Origin of the sequence: Lacinutrix algicola (assembly GCF_001418085.1) — a bacterium.
Classification (GTDB): domain Bacteria; phylum Bacteroidota; class Bacteroidia; order Flavobacteriales; family Flavobacteriaceae; genus Lacinutrix; species Lacinutrix algicola.
This window is the reverse complement of sequence record NZ_LIQH01000021.1, coordinates 133,654-151,699: the sequence shown is the minus strand read 5'-3', so window position 1 is coordinate 151,699 and position 18,046 is coordinate 133,654. Positions and strand designations below refer to the sequence as shown.

Below are 18,046 nucleotides of genomic sequence, written 5' to 3'. Positions count from 1 at the left end.
GCAATTATGCTCTTTTTATTCTCCCTTTTCTTCCAATAGCAAAATATACAATTGGTCCAAAAAAAGGCACAAGTAATATTACTAACACCCACATTAACTTATCATTACCCTTGAATTTATTTAAAATAACACTTATAAACGCTAAGAAAAATAAAACAAAAGACAATAACGCTACAAACAGTATTATAACCTGAAATGTACCGATGGGACTATGTAATACTACTAAATTCAATTTTTATAATGCGTCTATACTAGCACACAAACGTTCTGTAATATCGCTAACACTACCAAAACCATCTACACCGTAATACTTATTTTGCGCAGAATAGTAATCTTTTAATATTGCTGTTTCGTTATAATAAACCTTTATTCTATTACGAATTATACTCTCGTCTGAATCATCCTTACGACCGCTAGTTTTTCCTCTTTCTAGTAATCTCTCTACTAAAATCTCATCTTCAACCTCTAAAGCAATCATTGCGTTTACTTTAGAATCCTTAGCATCTAACATTTTATCTAGTGCTTCTGCTTGTGTTTCATTTCGTGGAAAACCATCAAAAATAAATCCTTTAGCATCTGCATTTTTTTCAACTTCTGCTTCAAGCATATCTATAGTTACTTGATCTGGAACTAATGCACCTTTATCTATGTACGATTTTGCTAAATTACCTAAAGCGGTTTCGTTTTTCATGTTAAACCTAAACACATCTCCTGTCGAGATATGTACAAGGTTATACTTTTCCTTTAAAAAATTAGCCTGTGTTCCTTTACCTGCTCCTGGAGGACCAAATAATACTAGATTAGTCATGTGTTGTATTGTTTTTAATTGATATACTTCTGGTAAATCTCTTCCTAATCCATCATAATCCAGACCATAGCCTACAATAAATTTATTAGGAATTTCTATACCAACATAATGTAATTTAAAATCTTTTTTATAAGCTTCTGGTTTATAAAACAATGTTGCTATTAGTAGTTGTTTTACACCTTCATTTTTAAAAATTCTGTGAATTTCGTGAAGCGTTTTTCCTGTATCGATAATATCTTCAAGAATAACTACTGTTCTACCCGTTAAGTCTTGAGTTAAACCTATTAAACGTTGTATATCGTCTGAAGATTTAACACCTTCATAAGAAGCAAGTTTAATAAAAGTAACTTCACATGGTTTAGGATATTTTTTTACAAAATCACTAACCACCATAAACGAACCATTAAGAACGCCAATAAATACAGGAATTTCATCTCCTAAATCGTTAGCTAAATCTGCAGCCATTTTAGACACAGCTGTATCTATTTCTTTAGCAGAAATAAAAGGCTTAAAATATTTGTCGTGTAGCTTAATCATTATATTCGTTTTAGGAAAGTGGCAAAGATACGTATTTGTTAATCGAAATACGATTTTTGACCCATCATTTTAGGGCATTTTCACTTTATAAAATGTATTTTTGCCTCTCTAATTTCAACAATAAAATGAACTATTTCTCTTCAAATTTCAAATTAGGTATTCTTGGTGGTGGACAATTAGGCAAAATGATGCTTTACAACACTAGAAAATTCGACATACAAACTTATGTTTTAGATCCTAGCGATGAAGCGCCTTCTAAAATGGCCTGTAATGCTTTCACTCAAGGTGATTTAATGGATTTTGACACTGTTTATAATTTTGGGAAACAAGTAGATATTTTAACTTTCGAGATTGAAAACGTTAATGTTGATGCCCTTGAAAAATTAGAAAAAGAAGGAATAAAAGTATACCCAAGTTCTAAGAATTTAAGAATAATTCAGAATAAAGCGAAACAGAAATTATTTTATTTAGACAACAATTTACCAACTTCAGAGTTTTCCAGATTTGCTTATGCTTCAGAAATTGAAGATGCTATTTTAAATGGCGGATTAGAGTTTCCTTTTGTTTGGAAAAGTGCTCAATTTGGCTACGATGGCACTGGTGTAAAAGTTGTTCGCGTAATGGATGATTTAAAAGATTTACCAAAAGGAGAATGTATTACAGAAGAGCTTATCGATTTTAAAAATGAACTTGCCGTTATTGTCTCTAGAAATCCAGACGGAGATGTAAAAACATATCCTGTTGTAGAAATGGAGTTTCATCCAGAAGCCAACCAAGTAGAGTATGTTATTTGTCCTGCTAGAATTTCGGAAGAAGTTGCTTTAAAGGCTCAAGAAATTGCTTTAAAAGTATCTAAAGCTTTTAATCATGTTGGTCTTTTAGCAGTAGAAATGTTTCAAACTAAAGACGATGACATTTTAATAAACGAAGTAGCGCCAAGGCCACATAATTCTGGCCATCAAACTATAGAAGCGAGTTACACATCTCAATTTGAACAACATATTCGAGCCATTTTAAATTTACCTTTAGGCAAAACTGATAGCAAAGTTGGTGGTATTATGGTGAACTTAGTGGGTGCCGAAGGTTATACTGGTGATGTTATTTATGAAAACATTGCAGAGATTATGAAAATGGATGGTGTAACACCACATATTTATGGCAAAAAACAAACACGACCTTTTCGTAAAATGGGTCATGTTACTATTGTAAATGAAGATTTAAATATTGCACGTAAAATTGCTGAAGAAGTGAAGAATACCATTAGAGTAATTGCAAAGTAATCTAGAATTTGAAACCTCTGGATAATGGTATTGCTTCTCCATTTTCCATAAAAACTTCAGTGCTTGAAAATTGTTTTATAAAATTCTGATTCACAATATAAGAGCGATGGCATTTTACAAAGTTTGGTGGTAGTTGTTTTTCAATTTCTGAAACTTTACCTCTCACAAATTCCTTTTTGGTGGTTGTGAACAAATTTAAATAGTGACCATCGGATTTTACATAAATTAACTCACTTAAATAGACCTTAGACTTATTTTTTAGTAGAATATAATCGTTAGTTACTAAGGACTTTACCGTTTCTAATTCTGTTTTCGTTTTTTCATTTTCTATTCCTAAATTTCTATTTTCTGCATCTAAAAGCTTCTTATTTCTATCTGACTTTTTCCAGCGTACAAAAGAATATAAAGCTAGTAGAAACACTAGAAATAGCAAAACACCAAATACTATTCTATTCTTTTTTGAAGCCTCTTGAAGCAAATCTAATTCTTTAATTTTTTTGTCTTTTTCTTTGGTTTGGAAGGCTACATCTATCTCATAGAAATTACTGTTTTTTCTAAAGTCATCTACTAAGCTATCGTATTTTTGAACATACAATGTTTGAATCCTCTCATTTTCAACATCTCCAATACTATCATAAACTCGCTTTTTAAGCCTGTGTACAATTCTATTTATTTTAACTAAATACTTTTTATTCGGAATGGTTTCAACTTCATTTAAATTATTGATAGCAGCTAAATAATTTTGTTGATACAATTGATTTACTGCCATGTTAACTTTAGCATACGATTGATGTAGATGATCTTCATTTTGTGATGCAATTAGATAACACTCATTTAACAAACTTGAAGCTGTCTCATAATCTTTTAATGTAATACTAAAATTACCTAACGTAGATAATGTTGCTGCTTTAAACTCCTTATTATTTTTGTAATAATTAGAATGCTGTACTGCCAACAATTTTGGGTAACCAACTTTGTAATTAGAAGAATCTACAAAATAATCAATTGCTAATTCTTGATCTGTTTTGGCTCTCCACTTATCGTTACTATCATTTTTAGAAAGTGATCTTAATTCGTTTAAAAAATGACGTGTTTCTTTATCGTAATTATGCTTGCTTGTTTCTACTTTATGTAATTGGAATAGTAGCTCTTTATACTCTTCTTTTTTAAAGGTTCTAGCAACTTTTTCGTGCTCATATATTTTGTAATAGGTTGCGTAAGCAGAATCTTCGCAATTAATACGCTGGTAGGTTTCGGCTATTTCATACTGCTTTTTCGCATTAAATGGTTTGCTTTTAAACTGTTGCTTTAACTGCACAATTTGTTGTAGCTCTTTTTCGTAAAAATACTCGTAAGAGATTGAATCTATTGGAATTTGTTGGGCGAAAACAAATTGTGTAAGTAGTATGAAAATTAGTTTTTTCAAAAATTTAACAAGATGTTACTCCAACTACTCCACCGTTTCCTGATTGCTCTGGAGTTGCTATTCCTTTATTTTTATTGTCATTATACAATAATGCTATTTTGTATTTCATATCAATTTCCGTATCAATTTCGTAATTAACACCATGGCTAGATTCACCTTTATTAATTGTAATACCATCAAAATGCGAAATCTGAATAATGACTAATTCAAAACCATCTAAATTTATATTTTTAACACTTTTAATTTTAAATTCCTTAAGCTCCTTAAGTTCATTAGATACACACTGAAAAGTTATTTTAAGTTTTTTAGTATTGTCTTTACAAATTTCTACTTTGGCATTAAATGGTATCATCTTTTTGGTTTTAATTAGTTAGTTTATAAATATAATAGTTTATTCTTTAGTAAAAAGATTGAAAGGTATTCCTACACTTATTTTCACAGAAGCATCTTTAAATGTTTTTTGGCTGTAAAGCAAATCTTCTGCTCCTGCTAAAATTCTAAAACTAGCTTTATTCACATCATCCTTTTGGACTCTAAATACTAATCCTACTTGTGCTGTATATCTATTTTTATAGTCTATGTTTTCTAAATCTTGTAAAGCAAACCGATGATTAAAGATGCTTGTTAAACCAATATGCTTAGAGAATGGAAAACTTGTAAAATTACCACCTATTGTTGAGGTCCAATAGGCTCTTTTTAAATCTGAGTATTTACCTAATTGTGTTCCTAAATCATCAAAAACAAAAACTTCGTTATCTAATTCTAGTAATGTTGGTGTTCTATCTTTTTGAATGGATTGTAGAAAGCTACTCATTTCTACGTTTACAAATAGTTGTGCAAATCCATTTAAACGACTACTGTTTAAAGCATTATTTTCTCTGGACCAGTTAAATGCAGTTCCAAATTTTAATGTTGGTATATTTTTAATTGGATCTTTCAAAGCCTCCATATTTAAAGAATCCAAACTCAAGTTTTGATTTTCAATATTACCAGTAAAAGACCACCATTTTAAATAATGCCCTTGTAAAACATCATTTTCCTCGTCAAATTTCTCAATTTTATCATCAATATATTTAGTCGTATTTCTTGATATTTTATCATACTCTGCTTGCTTCTTGTTATACACAACTAACATTGAATCAATTTTGTCAATTCGATTTATATTATCAATAGAAAGTGAGTTATTATTTCTAATAATTTTTTTCTTTTCAACTTCTAATTCTTTTATCTCATTCTTTATAGAAATATACTGATTACTGTAAATTATAATTTCCTCTTTAAGTTTTTTATAGTAATCCTTTCTTTTTCCCTCTAAGATTTCACATGTATTTCTATCAAAAAATTGAGAGGCGTACTTTACATAATTATAAGTTAGACTTGCACCAATATTATCTTGCCATCCACCATCTTTAAAAAAGGAACTTCCTTTGGAACTTTTATAAATACTTGTATTCAAAAAATGATTTTGTTTATAAGCATAGTTAAAACCAACATTAATTTTATCACCATCAGTTCCATTTAAATAACTTATTGCAGTATTACTACTAACAGCATCCTCGTTACCAAAAAAGACTGCATTTTTAATACCAGCTAAATTATTATCAAGGACATTTTCAGAAACCACTTGACTCTTTTCACAATCATAGTTTACGTTTAAGGTATAGACGTAACCATTAGCAATACTTGATACTATATTGTTATGCTTTTTTAAGAAAACACCATTATTTTTATTAACGAAATAAATTATTTTATTATTTGCTTCAATTTTATATGCTTCTAAAATTTTATCTCCGTAGAATAAGTTCTCTTTTTTTTGACTCAAAATTATATATAAATCATCTTGAGGAATATTAAATTTAGTAATTTGCGACAAGCTTAAACCATCCATAGACAAATTTAACTCAGCCATAAATAAATCAGAAATACTTCTATAATTGGTTAATCCTGGATTTTGAAAAGTCTTTAATAAAGTTTGAGTATTATGGTTTGTATTTACATAGTCTTTGTAGGTTAAAACTTTTGCTGAACTTATATAGCTAGACAAAGACAATCTAATACTCCCATCAACCTTATCCTCATCGTGAATCTCCTGCCCAAATCCATTTAAAACAAATAAGCAAAGCACCAATAATAGCTTGAAATTTTTCATAGTTTGCCTGTATTAAGTAAATTAATATTTAAAAAATTATAATAAAATTTAGTTGTTAAATTAGGTTACTCCTTCACAACCTTCTTCACACTCACACCAGCCTCCGTTTCTATTTTTAAAAAATACAAACCAGAATTATAAGTACTCATATCTAATTGTTGTAAAGCTTCATTCGTTTTATAAATAGTTTTTCCATTTATATCACTTAATTCTATAGAACTAATAGCTTTAGAGCTTTTAACATTTAAAACATCAACCGCTGGATTGGGATATATAGTCAACTTATGTTCTATATTTTGAGTTTGAACACTTAAAGTACTACAATCTTCAGAAAAAACAGTTGCAGCGTCTTTATACCAAGTACTATTTGTTACATTTTGGTTTGCCTGAATAACATTATCAACTTGCACGCAACTAAGGTTAGAATTCATACCTATACTAATTGTCTGCAAAATGTTATTTGCGCCATTTTTCAAATTTAAAGTTGTCATATTTGTGTTATACAGAAAAACGCTTGTTAATTTATTATTTGCACTTAAGTCCACATTTTCTATATCTTGAAATGACAGGTTTAAAGACTCTAATTCCAGATTGTTTGCCAAATCTATTGTTGTAAACTTATAGCTTGGATGCGGATCATAGACATTTAGTAGCTTTAAATTAGGAAGCACACTATAGTCAAAGTAACTTATTAAGTTGGCTCCCATCCACAATCTTTCTAATTGCTCATTATCTGTTAAGATTAATGTTGTTAAATTACTATTGAAAACAGCTAATTCCTTTAGTAAAGTATTCGATGATAAATCTAAACTACCTAAGGGCACATTACCATGATAATAATATTCTAATAATAGGTTTTGTGTTAAATCTACACTAGTTACTTGTGTATTCTCCAAAGACAACAACTGAAGCTTGGGATTTTGACTAACGTTTAAACTAGATAAATTTACATTACCACCCACATCTAATTGGAATAATTCACTAAAACTAGATACATCAATCATAATTAAATTAGAACTATCTAAATTTATATTTTCAATTAAATTACTTGTAGAAAAACTTACTGACGATACTTGATTATTATCTGCGTATAAGTTTCTTAAATTGGTATTATTAGCTAAATCTAGAACTCCAACTAAACTACACGTTTGAACATTTAATGTTTCTAAATTTATTAGACCCGAAACATCAACACTATTCAAGCTGTTAAATGCACTATTTAAATAAGTTAAATTAACAAAACTATTTATACCTTCTAAATCTACAATGCCTTTACTAGAAACATCTAAAAAAGTAAGAGAAAGTGCATCACCATTTAATCCATTAGTATCAATTCCTTGATCTATTAAGGCTTGTTCAAAATTAGCGTCTGGAATAGCTGTTGTCTGTGCATTTAAAATTGCAGAAATTGCAAGACATAATAAAGTAATTTTCAGTTTCATATATATAGTTATTAGTTACATTTATAATTAAAACCCTCGACTTAAATTAAAGCAAAGGGCCTTAAAACAATTGATTAATAGCAAATCAAAACTGCAACAAAATCAAGGCTTATGGAAATAAATGTCACGAAATACAGGTTATATATCACGAAATGCATTTGTTAAATAATTGCAAAAACCATTATTAATGCAGAGGTTTAAATTCTTTAACAAATTTTAGAAAAAAATGAACAAAAAAAATACCCTTTAGAGGGTATTTAACTACAAAAAACACTTTCAAAAATTAAACCTAAAACTTCAATACTTTCAAAGCCAAATTAAAATTTATTAACTCTACTATATTTTTACACCCTGTTTTAAAGTAAATATTTTTTCTATGAGTAGACACTGTTCGTTCGGAAATAAATAATTGTTCTGAAACTACTTTTGTTGAATGTCCCTGCCCTAATAAATCTAATATTTCTTTTTCTCTTTTGGTTAAACTCTGAAAACATTGCCAATCAATATTTGATTTTTGCAACACTATAAATATAGAATTAAAAACACTCCCCAAAGCACCTAAATCGTCCATAAAGTTTGAGATATTAAAAAAATATTCTGAATTTAAATGAAGCTTATTAGAATAAAAAAAAGTCATTTTATCGCTTACTTTAAGATGTTGAGGATAAGATACTACCTCTTTAAAATCTTGATTAACTTTAAATTGTTTTGCTTTTTTCTTAGCTAAGTTTAATAGTTTAGGACACGATATTTTATCTAAGTAAGTCGCTCCAACTTCTTTAAGCGTTACCATTTCTGGACCCTTACTCAACAACTTATCATTACAATAAATTAAGTCTAATGTTTCTTTATTATTAACATGAATACTATAAGGTAAATACTCTTCTAACTGATTAAATAAATCGCGATTAGCTAAAAACAAATCGCGAAGTTTAAATGCAAATTGCTGATTGGTGATTAAAAATTCTTTTTCATTTAAAACACTCATATTGCGAATACATTATCGCACACTTTACTAAGTGTATTATTTAATATTTTAGGCTGTTCCAAACTAGGATAATGTCCACACTTATCTATTGTAATTAATTCGCAATGTATACTACAGGCGTTGACAACTTTTTTTAAGTATTCTATGTTAACCGAAGGATCCTGCAACCCATGAATTATATATTTATTACACTTTAAACTCACGAACAATTCTCTTTGATCACTCCAATTACCACTCATAATATCATTAGCAGTATGAGACCTAACTAATGGATCTGTATCATTAAAATAACCCTTTATTGTCTCTAAATGATTTTGATTAGACAAAGTAACTTTACAAGCTTCTATTACAGAGGCTTTATCTGGTTTTGGAGTTAAGAACGTTTGTAGCGCTTGAACAGGTAAAAAAGCTTCATCAAAATTAATAGGCTTCTCTATTGGAGGAGCACCAAAAATCATTAAACCTTTCAAAGCATTAATCTCATGAGCGATTTCTATCGCTAAATGACCACCTAGGGAATTTCCAATTAAAAATACAGGAATATCTAATGCGTTAATAAATGAAATAAGTTGTTCTTTATATTTAGTTAGTGAATAGTCTGCGTTCTCATTAACACAAAACTTATCAACTTCATGCCCTGGTAATGTTATACTATATTTAGTGTATTCCGATACAATTGTATCAAATATATTAGAAGAAGAGGAATTACCATGAATACAAATTAATGCACCTCCTTTGTTACCAATAGCGACTTTAAAGTTCATTTTTAATAGATTAGGTTACGTCTAACCTAATAAATTCATCATTATAATCAAAATTTTATATTTTAAAAATCCAAAAAATAACATTTCAAAACTGTATTTTTGTATGTATATAAAATATAATTTTTTATCAATAATTATGAGCAAAGTAGGCGTAATAATGGGAAGCGATAGCGACCTTCCAGTAATGCAAGAAGCAATAGACATTTTAAAAAGTTTTGATATAGAAGTTGAAGTAGATATAGTTTCTGCACACAGAACACCAGAAAAACTATTCGATTACAGTAAAAATGCACACACACGTGGCATAAAAGTAATTGTTGCTGGTGCTGGTGGTGCTGCACATTTACCAGGAATGGTAGCTTCTTTATCTCCTTTACCTATAATTGGTGTTCCTGTAAAAAGCAGAAATTCTATAGATGGTTGGGATTCTATTCTATCAATCTTACAAATGCCTGGAGGAGTTCCTGTTGCAACAGTTGCATTAAATGGAGCTAAAAATGCTGGTATTTTAGCAGCACAAATAATAGGATCTAGTGATCTAGTTGTTTTAGATAAAATTATAGCTTATAAAGAAGAATTAAAAATAAAAGTGGAGACTGCTTCTAAGAATATTAAATAGTATAAAATATAAAAGCCCAGTCTCCTGGGCTTTTAATCGCTATTAATCTTTCTATATATGAGTAAGATCCCACATCAAAAAAACTTAATACAAAACTCCATCTTTTACTTGTTATTCTATTGGTGCCAGTAAAAATTATATGAATAATCGATTAAGAGTGAAAATAACCGTTAAAAAACACGATTACGTATTAAAATTTACATTTATATCAAAAAAAGGCATAAAAAAAAGCCTCAAATAAATTTGAGGCTTTTCATCGCTATTAATCAATAATTTTTAAGAGAGTAACCAACTCTCGAGAAAAAATCTGATGCAAATTTATAACTTATTTCGATTTTTTACATGCTTACTATTAAAATATACGAAAAATAAAAACTATATTATTGAAAATGAATACATTAACAACATTTTTTTCGACAAAATACAATTCAGCGCCATTCATTCGAATTGAAAACGAGCACTTTAAGCCTGCTATTTTAAAACTTATTGAAGAAACAAAGTCCGAAATTGACGCAATCATCAATAATAAAGAAAATCCAACGTTCAAAAATACAATTGAAGCTTTAGAATTTTCTGGTCAACAATTAGATCGTGTTACTAGTATCTTTTTTAACCTTAACTCTGCTGAGACAAGCGAAGAAATTCAAAAAATAGCTCAAGAAATTTCTCCAATACTTTCTGAATTTGGAAATGATATCACTTTAAACGAAGACTTATTTAAACGTGTAAAAGCTATTTACGATATAAAAGAAAGTTTAGACCTTACTACAGAGCAACAAACTTTATTAGATAAAAAATACAAAAGCTTTTCTAGAAACGGAGCTAATTTAAACGAAGTAGATAAAAATAAACTTCGAGAAATAGACAAAAAACTATCTAAATTAAAATTACAATTTGGAGAAAACATTTTAGCTGAAACTAATAAATACGAACTACACCTTACAAACGAAGACGATTTATCTGGCTTACCCGAAGGTGCAAAAGAAGCCGCAAAGCAATTAGCTGAAAGCAAAGAAAAAGAAGGCTGGTTAATTACATTAGACTACCCTAGCTATATTCCTTTTATGACTTATGCAGACAATAGGAAACTTAGAGAGCAATTATCTAAAGTAGCAGGAAGTAAAGCTTTTAAAGGTGATGCTTTAGACAACCAACAAATAGTTTTAGATATTGTAAACTTACGTTTTGAGCGCGCCAACTTATTAGGCTATAAAACACATTCGCATTTTGTTTTAGAAGAACGTATGGCACAAACGCCAGAAACAGTTTTAAACTTCTCGAACGATTTACTTGCTAAAGCAAAACCAGCTGCTGAAGAAGAATTTAAAAATTTAGAAGATTTTGCAAAAGAGTTAGACGGAATAGATCGATTAGAAAAATGGGATTCGGCTTATTATTCTGAAAAACTAAAACAAAAATTATTCAGTTTAGATGACGAGCAACTAAAACCATATTTTAAACTAGAAAATGTAATTGATGGTGCTTTTGAAATCGCTGGAAAACTTTTCGACTTAAAATTTGAAGAGATAAGCGATATCGATAAATATCATGAAGACGTTTTAACATACAAAGTAACTAATAACAACGGAGACTTAGTTTCTATTTTTTATGCAGATTTCTTCCCAAGAAAAGGAAAAAGAAATGGTGCTTGGATGACGAGTTACAAGCCACAATTTGTTAAAGACGGCACTGAAGAAAGACCTCACGTTTCTATAGTTTGTAATTTCACAAAACCAACAAAAAGCAAACCTTCTCTTTTAACTTTTAATGAGGTTACTACTCTATTTCATGAATTTGGACATGCTTTACATGGCATGCTTGCTAACACTATTTACCCAAGTTTATCTGGTACAAGTGTATTTTGGGATTTTGTCGAGTTACCAAGTCAGGTAATGGAAAACTGGTGTTTCGAACAAGAAGCTTTAGAGCTATTTGCTAAACATTACGAGACAGGAGAAGTAATACCTATGGAGTTGGTAAACAAAATTAAAGAGTCTGCAACTTTCCATGAAGGTATGCAAACTTTAAGACAACTTAGCTTTGGACTCTTAGACATGTCTTGGCACGCTGGAGAATCTCCAAACACCATAAAAAGTGTAAAAGAATTTGAAACCGAAGCTTTTAAAGACACTAATTTATTTCCAGATGTTAAAGAGAATTGCATGAGTACCGCTTTTGCTCATATTTTTCAAGGTGGTTACAGTTCTGGATATTACAGCTACAAATGGGCTGAAGTATTAGATGCAGATGCTTTCGATTACTTTAAACAAAACGGTATTTTTAATAAAGAGATTGCAACTAAGTTTAAAGACAATGTCTTGTCTCAAGGTGGAACAGAAAACCCAATGGTTTTATACAAACGTTTTAGAGGTCAAGAGCCAAAACCTGAAGCTTTATTAAAGCGCGCAGGATTGATTAAGTAGAATTTTGTAATTAAATAGCAAAGCATCTATATATTAAAAGACGTTGAATTAAAAACCAACGTCTTTTCTATTTAATGAAACTACTTAAAATATTACTACACATTACATGGATTACCTTTCTAACTGTTTTTACACAAGTTGGAGGCTTAATTTGGGTTATAGCCTTATTACTTTGTAAAGCAAAAAAATGGAAAAAGAGATACGTATTTACAACATTGTATTTAATTTCAAATTTATTAATTGTTCCTCCTTTAGCAAAACAATTTGGTCGTGAACAATTGCCTATTTTAAATAAAAACCTAAAACCAAGAAACTTATTTTATCCATTACTATTTAGGAATTATGTAACACCTGACTTAAAGACATTACTTAAAAAATCTTCTGAAGAATTAAATAAAGACAACATTAACATCACTTATTTAGATGCTAACTTTCCTTTTTATAACGGTTTTCCGCTGCTACCACACAGAAGTCATAATGACGGTAAAAAGGTAGACATCTCTTTTACCTATAAAAGTAAAAAAGGAATTGTTACAGATAAAAAACCAGGTCTTTCAGGATATGGCATTTTTGTAAACGAAAAAAATTACTCAAACGAAAGTTGCTTAAAAAAAGGCTATTGGCAATACGATTTCACCAAATACATGACTTTTGGAGAAATTAACAATCTAGATTTTGATACAACTAATACAAAAAAAGTACTTCTCTCGTTCTTGTCTCAAAATGAAACTCAGAAAATATTTATTGAACCTTATTTAAAACAAAACTTAGGTTTAAGTAACTACAGCAAAATACGTTTTCAAGGCTGCAAAGCAGTTAGGCATGATGATCATATTCATTTGCAAGTGAAATAATAATTATATCTAAACTTATATTCCTTTTTCTAATGTTTCACAAATTAAACTTTCAATAATTACTGAAAATTTAAAAATTATCATATATTTGCTGTATGGAATACAAAGAAGCAAAAGATAAATTTATAAGTACTTGGGGAAGTTTAGGCTCTCTTTGGGGAATTAATAAGGCAATGGCGCAAATTCAAGCCTTGCTTTTTATCTCTACAAAACCCTTATCTATGGAAGATATTATGGAGGAACTAAAAATTTCTCGTGGTAATACTTCTATGAATTTACGTCAGTTAATGGATTGGGGCATTGTAACAAAAACATTAGTTGCTGGTGAACGTAAAGAGTTTTTTACTACTGAAAAAGACGTACAAGAATTAGCTAGAATTGTAGCTAAAGAAAGAAGCAGACGCGAAATAAAACCTGTTATTAAAGTTTTAGAAGAAGTATCATCTATTAAAAATGATGGTTCTGAAAAAACAAAAGAACTTATTAAACAAACAAAAGCATTACACGAATTAACAGAAACAATGGATGTAATGATTAACAAATTGGTAGACCAAAAACAAAACTGGATTACTAAGTCTGTTTTAAAATTATTCAAATAAAAAAATTTAAACTAAACTTTCAATTTTTTCTGAAAGTTTAAAATAATTAGAAATTATGAAAATCGCATTCAAAATCACAAAAGTAATAAACTACATTGCATTACTACTATTATTTCTTGGACCCTATGGTATTGCATTTACTGGCGGACTGCAAGTTTTAGCAAGTTTAATCTTTGTTATCCTTTTTCCAAAAAACAAGTTTATATACGTTTATTTTGGTTTAGTAATCACCTTCTTTTTGCTTTGGAATGGTGAATTTAACTGGCTCTTTGGTATTCCAATTTTTCTAATAGTTTTTTTAACCTATATAATTCAAACTCAGAAAATACAATTATAAAAGAAAGCAATTATTAAGCAATAACATCACTTTTAAAGCTCTTTATACATGAAAACACTAACACTAAATCATTTAGAAAAAGTACAGCAAACAAAAATAGAGATGATAGATTTCTATGATGGAGCAACCAACGATTATGCGTTTTGGAGTAAAGATTTAAACATGCATTTTGGATATTTTATTCCGTTTAAAAATAGTCCGTTTGCAAGAAACACAATGCTTAACGAAATGAACAATCAGGTTTTAAAACGTTTAAACATAACCAAAGAAAAATCGAATTTAATAGATTTAGGCTGTGGTGTTGGAGGCACAATGCGTTACGCTTTAAAAAAGCACAACAACTTAACGGCTTTTGGCGTAACGCTTTCAAGTTTTCAAGTTTTCAAGTAGAAAAAGGAAATAGCTTACTTAAAGACAAGAAAGGAACTATTGTAAACGAGAACTACAACCATACTTCATTTAAATCTAATACTTTTAATTCTGCTTTAGCAATAGAAAGCTTATGCCATTCTGGACATAAAAAAGAATCTTTGCAAGAGGCTTACCGCATATTAAAACCTGGAGGACGTTTTGTAATTGCAGATGCGTTTTTAAAAAAAGATGAAACAGAACTATGTCATGGTGCAAACTATTCGCATCGCAGACTGTGCGACCACTGGAGTTTAACCAATTTAGGCTCTATAAACAATGTAAAAAAAGATTTAGAGAGCCTAGGCTTTAAAAATATAAAAATAGAAGACATTTCTTTTAGGGTAGCGCCGTCTGTACTACACGTACCATTTGCAATCGTTGGGTTTATTTTAAAAAAAATCTTTACTTTAAAATCAATAAAACGAGAAAGCTTACACAATTTAAAAGGTTCATTTTATGCATTATTATCTGGATTGCACATGCAGAGTTTTGGATATTATATTATAAGTTGCACTAAATAAACAAATTAATGAAACGTTCAGTTCTACATAAAATTATTACCACTATTATAGCTTCTGTTTGGCTTATAAATGGTTTGTATTGTAAGATACTAAATCAAGTACCAAGACATGAAGCCATTGTTGCTCATGTTTTAAACACTGAACATTCAAGATTATTAATTTTAACAATAGGTGTTTTAGAAGTGTGTTTAGCGATTTGGATTCTGACTCGTTATAAGCAAAAACTGAATGCTGTTTTTCAAATAACAATTGTAATATCTATGAATATTATTGAATTTACAGCTGCTCCGGATTTACTACTCTGGAAAAAACTAAATATTGTTTTCGCTTTACTGTTTGCTGTTTTAGTTTACGTAAATGCTTTTTATTTTAATAAAAAAGAAAATAACAACTATGCTACCAAAGCTTAAAAATCATCCTTTTGCCGTAGAAGCTTTTTTTAAAAGCTCTACCGTTTTAACTTTTGCTGTACCAAAAGAACAATTACAAAACCTAATTCCGGAGTGTTTAACTTTAGACACCTTTAAAGACAAATGGGCTTTTGTTGCAGTTGCAATGGTACAAACAACAGGTTTAAGACCTAAAGGCTTTCCTAAATTTATGGGAAACGATTTCTTTTTAATTGGTTACCGCATATTTGTGCGTTACACCAACAAAAACGGCAAAAATTTACGTGGTCTATATATTATAAAATCTGAAACAGATAAAAAGAAAATGGCATTTATGGGTAATATTTTTACTCACTATAATTATACAACTACAGATATAAATATAAAAACAACTACTAGTGAAACTGAAATATCGTCAAAACATTCAAACTTTAAAATAGAAATAAACAATCTTGAAAAAGAAGTAAAACTACCAATAAATTCTCCTTTCGAGAACTGGAAAGAAGCAAGGCGCTTTGCAGGCCCACTTCCTTTTACTTTTACTTATAATGAAGCCACAAAAGAAGTTTTAATAATACAAGGTGTAAGACAAAATTGGAAACCTAAGCCAATTAAAATTGAAGATTACTCTATAAATTTATTAAACACATTAAATCTTAAAAACCATGTTTTAGCAAATGCTTTTGTAATAAAAAACATTCCATACTACTGGAAAAAAGGAGAAATAGAATTATGGAAATAAAAAGAAAAAAGTTTCAAGGAGTTTTAAATATTTTAAGTTTTAACAGGCATTTCTATGTTATTGGTTTAAGCGTATTAGCAATTATAATTTTAAGTCTCATCTTTATTGGTTGCTCAAACACCTTACTTTATAGTATTATCGCATTATTTATTTACGGCCTTTTAATGCCATTAATTATATCTGCGTACGTTTATGATTACTCTGGATACTATAACTTAAATTGGCTCAAAGCATGCGATATAGACACTCAAGCTAAAAACATTGTTAATATTAATGCTGGTTTTGATGAAACGAGCTTTATAATAAAAAATAGATTTCCAGAAGCTAATTTACAGGTGTTTGATTTTTATAATCAAGAAAAACACACAGAACCAGCAATTGTACGAGCACGAAAAGTTAGTATAACTTATCCTAACACAAGGCAAATCTCTACTAACCATATTCCTTTAGAAGACAACGCTACAGATATTGTATTTTTACTATCGACTGCACATGAAATAAGAAACAATACTGAGAAAGTTCAATTTTTAAAAGAATGTCATCGTATTTGTAAACCAACAGGAAAAGTAATTATGGTAGAACATTTAAGAAATTTGCCAAATTTCTTTGCTTTCTCTATTGGCTTTACTCATTTCTTCTCAAATAAAACATGGAAAACCGTTTATAAAAAAGCTGGGTTTTCACCTTTTAAAAACATAAAATTCACACCTTTTATGTCTATAATTATTAATAAGCCTTAATTTAAAAAAACAGCAAGTATGGACATCCATTTAAAAATAATAGGCATTCTCTTAATTACATTATCTATAATACACATTCCATTTCCAAAGTATTTTAAATGGCATTTAGAATTAAAACATCTAAGCTTAATAAATAAGCAAATGATGACTACTCACACCTTTTTTATTGCGCTTACCGTTTTCTTAATGGGTTTATTATGCTTAACCTGTTCGCACGAATTAACAACTACACCTTTAGGAAAAAAAATAGCTCTTGGCCTTGGTGCATTTTGGAGTATTAGATTGTTTTTTCAATTCTTTGTTTATTCTCCCAAACTCTGGAAAGGCAAATTATTTGAAACCATAATGCATATTCTATTTTCAATATTATGGATTTATTTAACTACTGTGTTTTTCTTCATATTTTTAAAATAGCTATAAAACAATTCTTTTTCTTTACTTTTGAAAAAAAATTGCCAACTATGCCAGATCACAAAATAGATCCAAATCAATGGATTAATTTGTATTCAGACTACCTTTTTAACTATACCATTTCTCGTGTTAACGATAGAGATATGGCTCAAGATTTGGTTTCCGAAACATTTTTAGCAGGTTTAAAGTCTATGAAAAACTTTAAAGGCGAAGCAAGCGAACGCACATGGCTTATTTCAATATTAAAAAGAAAAATTATAGATCATTATCGTAAAACAAATTCGAATAAAGGTAAAGCCGAGGTTAGAATGAGTTACAATAGCGATACAGAAACTGAAGGCGATTGGCTAGAGGAACGTGTTGCAGATCCTTTTGATAAAACTGCAGAAGACACAATAGAGAATACAGAACTTGGTACAGCAATACAAAACTGTCTTGGAAAATTACCAAACAAACAAGCGCAAGTTTTCGAGATGAAAACTATTTTAAATTACGATACAGAAGCTATTTGTAATGAATTAAATATTACTGCGTCTAACCTTTGGGTAATCATTCACAGAGCAAGAACAGCTATGGCTGGTTGCTTAGAAAAAAATTGGTTTTAAG

The 18,046-nt window shown here is 29.4% G+C and carries 21 protein-coding genes and 1 pseudogene; 14 read left to right on the top strand and 8 right to left on the bottom strand.

The annotated features are described in order from the left end of the window. Positions 1–4: 4 nt before the first annotated feature. Together ASC41_RS02160 and ASC41_RS16565 are read right to left on the bottom strand one after the other, a co-directional pair. Positions 5–232 carry a PLD nuclease N-terminal domain-containing protein gene (locus ASC41_RS02160; protein WP_055434993.1) on the bottom strand — a complete coding sequence of 76 codons (228 nt, stop codon included), beginning with the start codon at positions 230–232 and terminating at the stop codon, positions 5–7. 3 nt (positions 233–235) lie between these two features. Beyond that, complete coding sequence (locus ASC41_RS16565; RefSeq protein WP_083477117.1) at positions 236–1,345, bottom strand: adenylate kinase; 1,110 nt, start codon at positions 1,343–1,345, stop codon at positions 236–238. Positions 1,346–1,470: 125 nt separating this feature from the next. Here ASC41_RS16565 and ASC41_RS02150 point away from each other — a divergent pair, with 125 nt between their 5' ends. Then, positions 1,471–2,625, top strand: coding sequence for a 5-(carboxyamino)imidazole ribonucleotide synthase (locus tag ASC41_RS02150; RefSeq protein ID WP_055434992.1), 1,155 nt, complete (start codon positions 1,471–1,473; stop codon positions 2,623–2,625). 1 nt (position 2,626) lies between these two features. Here the strand turns inward: ASC41_RS02150 and ASC41_RS02145 are convergent, their stop codons facing one another. The 6 genes from ASC41_RS02145 to ASC41_RS02120 all read right to left on the bottom strand — a co-directional run bounded on the left by ASC41_RS02145 (position 2,627) and on the right by ASC41_RS02120 (position 9,394). Further along, positions 2,627–4,051, bottom strand: a complete 1,425-nt coding sequence (locus tag ASC41_RS02145; protein WP_055434991.1) for a LytTR family transcriptional regulator — start codon at positions 4,049–4,051, stop codon at positions 2,627–2,629. A 4-nt stretch (positions 4,052–4,055) separates the two neighbouring features. Continuing rightward, complete coding sequence (locus ASC41_RS02140; protein WP_055434990.1) at positions 4,056–4,403, bottom strand: hypothetical protein; 348 nt, start codon at positions 4,401–4,403, stop codon at positions 4,056–4,058. A gap of 39 nt (positions 4,404–4,442) precedes the next feature. Beyond that, on the bottom strand, positions 4,443–6,200 hold the full coding sequence (locus ASC41_RS02135; RefSeq protein WP_055434989.1) for a hypothetical protein: 1,758 nt from the start codon (positions 6,198–6,200) through the stop codon (positions 4,443–4,445). A gap of 65 nt (positions 6,201–6,265) precedes the next feature. Next, complete coding sequence (locus tag ASC41_RS02130; RefSeq protein ID WP_055434988.1) at positions 6,266–7,642, bottom strand: T9SS type A sorting domain-containing protein; 1,377 nt, start codon at positions 7,640–7,642, stop codon at positions 6,266–6,268. A gap of 289 nt (positions 7,643–7,931) precedes the next feature. After that, positions 7,932–8,630: a helix-turn-helix domain-containing protein gene (locus ASC41_RS02125; protein ID WP_055434987.1), complete on the bottom strand. Its 699-nt coding sequence runs from the start codon at positions 8,628–8,630 to the stop codon at positions 7,932–7,934. Continuing rightward, a complete protein-coding gene (locus ASC41_RS02120) occupies positions 8,627–9,394 on the bottom strand; it encodes an alpha/beta fold hydrolase (protein ID WP_055434986.1) in 768 nt (255 codons plus the stop codon). The genes ASC41_RS02125 and ASC41_RS02120 overlap by 4 nt, the downstream gene beginning before the upstream one ends. Before the next feature lie 136 nt (positions 9,395–9,530). Between ASC41_RS02120 and purE the strand changes: the two genes are divergently transcribed. From purE to ASC41_RS02065, 13 genes and pseudogenes are all read left to right on the top strand, one after another. Continuing rightward, complete coding sequence (gene purE, locus ASC41_RS02115; protein WP_055434985.1) at positions 9,531–10,013, top strand: 5-(carboxyamino)imidazole ribonucleotide mutase; 483 nt, start codon at positions 9,531–9,533, stop codon at positions 10,011–10,013. Between the two features lie 389 nt (positions 10,014–10,402). Next, the gene (locus ASC41_RS02110) at positions 10,403–12,436 is read left to right on the top strand and encodes a M3 family metallopeptidase (protein WP_055434984.1); all 2,034 of its coding nucleotides are present in this window, start codon (positions 10,403–10,405) and stop codon (positions 12,434–12,436) included. Positions 12,437–12,510: 74 nt separating this feature from the next. Then, positions 12,511–13,290: a hypothetical protein gene (locus tag ASC41_RS02105; protein ID WP_055434983.1), complete on the top strand. Its 780-nt coding sequence runs from the start codon at positions 12,511–12,513 to the stop codon at positions 13,288–13,290. Between the two features lie 95 nt (positions 13,291–13,385). Then, positions 13,386–13,889 carry a GbsR/MarR family transcriptional regulator gene (locus ASC41_RS02100; protein WP_055434982.1) on the top strand — a complete coding sequence of 168 codons (504 nt, stop codon included), beginning with the start codon at positions 13,386–13,388 and terminating at the stop codon, positions 13,887–13,889. Positions 13,890–13,944: 55 nt separating this feature from the next. Further along, positions 13,945–14,226 (top strand): hypothetical protein, encoded by a 282-nt coding sequence (locus ASC41_RS02095; protein ID WP_055434981.1) that lies wholly within the window; start codon positions 13,945–13,947, stop codon positions 14,224–14,226. Positions 14,227–14,274: 48 nt separating this feature from the next. Continuing rightward, the gene (locus ASC41_RS17090; RefSeq protein ID WP_241489618.1) at positions 14,275–14,616 is read left to right on the top strand and encodes an SAM-dependent methyltransferase; all 342 of its coding nucleotides are present in this window, start codon (positions 14,275–14,277) and stop codon (positions 14,614–14,616) included. Beyond that, positions 14,499–14,744 (top strand): annotated as a pseudogene (locus ASC41_RS17320) (hypothetical protein); the annotation flags it as partial. The gene ASC41_RS17090 and the pseudogene ASC41_RS17320, both read left to right, overlap by 118 nt. 12 nt (positions 14,745–14,756) lie before the next feature. Beyond that, positions 14,757–15,158, top strand: a complete 402-nt coding sequence (locus tag ASC41_RS17315; protein WP_241489617.1) for a class I SAM-dependent methyltransferase — start codon at positions 14,757–14,759, stop codon at positions 15,156–15,158. An 8-nt stretch (positions 15,159–15,166) separates the two neighbouring features. After that, positions 15,167–15,568 carry a DoxX-like family protein gene (locus ASC41_RS02085; RefSeq protein ID WP_055434980.1) on the top strand — a complete coding sequence of 134 codons (402 nt, stop codon included), beginning with the start codon at positions 15,167–15,169 and terminating at the stop codon, positions 15,566–15,568. Then, the gene (locus ASC41_RS02080; protein WP_055435074.1) at positions 15,552–16,289 is read left to right on the top strand and encodes a DUF2071 domain-containing protein; all 738 of its coding nucleotides are present in this window, start codon (positions 15,552–15,554) and stop codon (positions 16,287–16,289) included. Before ASC41_RS02085 ends, ASC41_RS02080 begins: the two co-directional genes overlap by 17 nt. Further along, positions 16,280–17,029 carry a class I SAM-dependent methyltransferase gene (locus ASC41_RS02075; protein WP_055434979.1) on the top strand — a complete coding sequence of 250 codons (750 nt, stop codon included), beginning with the start codon at positions 16,280–16,282 and terminating at the stop codon, positions 17,027–17,029. The genes ASC41_RS02080 and ASC41_RS02075 overlap by 10 nt, the downstream gene beginning before the upstream one ends. Positions 17,030–17,047: 18 nt before the next feature. Continuing rightward, the gene (locus ASC41_RS02070; protein ID WP_055434978.1) at positions 17,048–17,443 is read left to right on the top strand and encodes a hypothetical protein; all 396 of its coding nucleotides are present in this window, start codon (positions 17,048–17,050) and stop codon (positions 17,441–17,443) included. 47 nt (positions 17,444–17,490) lie between these two features. Continuing rightward, entirely contained in the window at positions 17,491–18,045 is a 555-nt protein-coding gene (locus tag ASC41_RS02065; RefSeq protein WP_055435073.1) for a sigma-70 family RNA polymerase sigma factor, read from the top strand. Position 18,046 lies beyond the last annotated feature (1 nt).

Bases quoted from the DNA above. Each gene is read 5' to 3' on its own strand.
- ASC41_RS16565 (WP_083477117.1), bottom strand. From the start codon at position 1,345: ATGATTAAGCTACACGACAAATATTTTAAGCCTTTTATTTCTGCTAAA.
- ASC41_RS02150 (WP_055434992.1), top strand. From the start codon at position 1,471: ATGAACTATTTCTCTTCAAATTTCAAATTAGGTATTCTTGGTGGTGGA.
- ASC41_RS02140 (WP_055434990.1), bottom strand. From the start codon at position 4,403: ATGATACCATTTAATGCCAAAGTAGAAATTTGTAAAGACAATACTAAA.
- ASC41_RS02135 (WP_055434989.1), bottom strand. From the start codon at position 6,200: ATGAAAAATTTCAAGCTATTATTGGTGCTTTGCTTATTTGTTTTAAAT.
- ASC41_RS02130 (WP_055434988.1), bottom strand. From the start codon at position 7,642: ATGAAACTGAAAATTACTTTATTATGTCTTGCAATTTCTGCAATTTTA.
- ASC41_RS02125 (WP_055434987.1), bottom strand. From the start codon at position 8,630: ATGAGTGTTTTAAATGAAAAAGAATTTTTAATCACCAATCAGCAATTT.
- ASC41_RS02120 (WP_055434986.1), bottom strand. From the start codon at position 9,394: ATGAACTTTAAAGTCGCTATTGGTAACAAAGGAGGTGCATTAATTTGT.
- purE (WP_055434985.1), top strand. From the start codon at position 9,531: ATGAGCAAAGTAGGCGTAATAATGGGAAGCGATAGCGACCTTCCAGTA.
- ASC41_RS02110 (WP_055434984.1), top strand. From the start codon at position 10,403: ATGAATACATTAACAACATTTTTTTCGACAAAATACAATTCAGCGCCA.
- ASC41_RS02105 (WP_055434983.1), top strand. From the start codon at position 12,511: ATGAAACTACTTAAAATATTACTACACATTACATGGATTACCTTTCTA.
- ASC41_RS02100 (WP_055434982.1), top strand. From the start codon at position 13,386: ATGGAATACAAAGAAGCAAAAGATAAATTTATAAGTACTTGGGGAAGT.
- ASC41_RS02095 (WP_055434981.1), top strand. From the start codon at position 13,945: ATGAAAATCGCATTCAAAATCACAAAAGTAATAAACTACATTGCATTA.
- ASC41_RS17090 (WP_241489618.1), top strand. From the start codon at position 14,275: ATGAAAACACTAACACTAAATCATTTAGAAAAAGTACAGCAAACAAAA.
- ASC41_RS02085 (WP_055434980.1), top strand. From the start codon at position 15,167: ATGAAACGTTCAGTTCTACATAAAATTATTACCACTATTATAGCTTCT.
- ASC41_RS02080 (WP_055435074.1), top strand. From the start codon at position 15,552: ATGCTACCAAAGCTTAAAAATCATCCTTTTGCCGTAGAAGCTTTTTTT.
- ASC41_RS02075 (WP_055434979.1), top strand. From the start codon at position 16,280: ATGGAAATAAAAAGAAAAAAGTTTCAAGGAGTTTTAAATATTTTAAGT.
- ASC41_RS02070 (WP_055434978.1), top strand. From the start codon at position 17,048: ATGGACATCCATTTAAAAATAATAGGCATTCTCTTAATTACATTATCT.
- ASC41_RS02065 (WP_055435073.1), top strand. From the start codon at position 17,491: ATGCCAGATCACAAAATAGATCCAAATCAATGGATTAATTTGTATTCA.